Genomic DNA, 2,089 nt, shown 5'->3' on the forward strand with positions numbered 1-2,089 from the left:
GAGGTCGAGGGCGCGGAACTGGTTCCATTCGGTCAGGATCACGATGCACTCGGCCTCTGCGGCGGCGGTGTAGGCGTCTTCGTGCCATTCCACCCCCGGCAGCAGCGCCTCGCCTTCCTTGCGGCCATGCGGGTCGACCACGCGCAGGCGCGCGCCGCCTCCGACCAGCGCGGGCACGATGGTGAGCGAGGGCGCATCGCGCATGTCATCGGTTTCCGGTTTGAACGTCACGCCCAGAACGGCGATGGTCTTCCCGTTGACCGATCCGCCGCACAGGTCGATGATCTTGTCGATCATCCGGCGCTTGATCTGGTCATTGACCGCCATCACCGTCTCGGTGATCCGCTGCGGAACCCCGTGTTCCTGCCCGATGCGCGCCAGCGCCGAGGTATCCTTGGGAAAGCAGGACCCGCCATAGCCCGGCCCGGCATGCAGGAACTTGTTGCCGATCCGCCCGTCCAGCCCGATGCCCCTGGACACCGCCTTCACATCGGCCCCCACCCGTTCGCACAGGGCGGCGATTTCATTGATGAAGCTGATCTTCGTCGCCAGAAAGGCATTGGCGGCGTATTTGATCATCTCGGCCGATTCCAGATCGGTGTAGACGATCGGGAAATCGCGCAGGAACAGCGGGCGGTAGATCGCCCCCATCACCTCCCTCGCCCGCGCCGATTCCACGCCCACGACCACCCGGTCGGGCTTCATGAAGTCCTCGATCGCCGCGCCTTCGCGCAGGAATTCGGGGTTGGAGGCCACATCGAACACCGCCTGCGGGTTCGCCGCCCGGATCGCGGCGGCCACGCGGCGGTTGGTGCCGACCGGCACCGTCGATTTGGTCACCACCACCGTGGGGCCGGTCATCGCGCGGGCCACATCCTCGGCGGCGGCCAGAACATAGGTCAGGTCGGCATGGCCATCGCCCCGGCGCGTCGGGGTTCCGACCGCGATGAAGACGGCATCGGCGCCGTCGACCGCCGAGGCCAGATCGGTGGTGAAGCGCAGCCTTCCGGCGGCGACGTTGCGCTCCATCACCGCGTTCAGGCCCGGCTCGTAGATCGGCACCTCGCCGCGCTCCAGCAAGGCGATCTTTTCGGGAAGCCTGTCGACACAGATCACATCATGCCCGAAATCGGAAAAGCAGACCCCGGATACAAGGCCCACATAGCCTGTCCCGATCATCGCGATCTTCATGGTTCATTCCTTGTCTTCTCATGCCGTCTTGCGGGCATGTCTTGATGTTCTGCGCGCAGGGACGGGGCGCCTGCGCTGTTCATGCTCTGCTGCGGCGCGGTGCGCGCAAGGGGCCGGTCGCAAGGGGCCGTGATGGCGCCGCCTGCACCGCGCGTCCGTGCCGGCCTAGTGCCCGTTGCGCACGACGACGACCCTGAACGTCCTGAGGATGATCGAGACATCGCGCGCCAGCGAGCAGCTGTCGCGATAGGTCTTGTCGAAGGCCACCCGCGCTTCGTAATCCACCTCGTTGCGCCCGCTGACCTGCCACAGGCCGGTGATGCCGGGCCGCATCGCCAGATAGGCATGGGCGTCGCGCCCGTAGAGCGCCAGCTCGTCCTTGACCACCGGACGCGGGCCGACGATGCTCATCTCGCCCTTCAGCACGTTGAAGACCTGCGGCAGCTCGTCCAGGCTGGACTTGCGCAGGAAATGCCCGATCCGCGTGATGCGCGGATCATGCTTGAGCTTGCGGGTCTTCTCCCATTCGGCCCGCGCCTCGGGGTTGGCATCGAGATAGGCCTGCAGCCGCTCTTGCGCCCCCGCCGCCATCGAGCGCACCTTCCAGCAGCGGAACTCCCGCCCGTTCATCCCCACGCGCTTGTGCCCGAAAAACGGCCAGCGCCCGTCCAGCGCAACAAGCGCCGCGCAGATCAGGATGACAGGCACCGTGAACGGCAGGGTGAAAAGGACGATGAATATGTCCAGAACCCGCTTGCCGCCCCCCGCATAAACCCGCCCGGACCCCCGACCCCCAGACGCACCAGCCCCTCCCCGATAAAGACCGTCACCATCCAGAAATGCTTCAGTCGCAGCCGTTTGCGAATTCTTCATGTCAATGTCCAAACAAATGCTCAAA

At 65.7% G+C, this 2,089-nt stretch carries 2 protein-coding genes; both read right to left on the bottom strand.

Features of this window, described 5'->3' with window-relative positions; genetic code table 11:
• Positions 1–1,191, bottom strand: a 1,191-nt coding sequence (locus tag G3572_RS21805; protein WP_164615814.1) for a UDP-glucose dehydrogenase family protein, incomplete at its 3' end; no start/stop codon positions are given.
• 165 nt (positions 1,192–1,356) lie between these two features.
• On the bottom strand, positions 1,357–2,089 hold a 733-nt coding region (locus G3572_RS21810; RefSeq protein WP_354004086.1), incomplete at its 5' end, for a sugar transferase.

The organism is Pseudotabrizicola algicola (assembly GCF_010915705.1).
GTDB lineage: Bacteria > Pseudomonadota > Alphaproteobacteria > Rhodobacterales > Rhodobacteraceae > Pseudotabrizicola > Pseudotabrizicola algicola.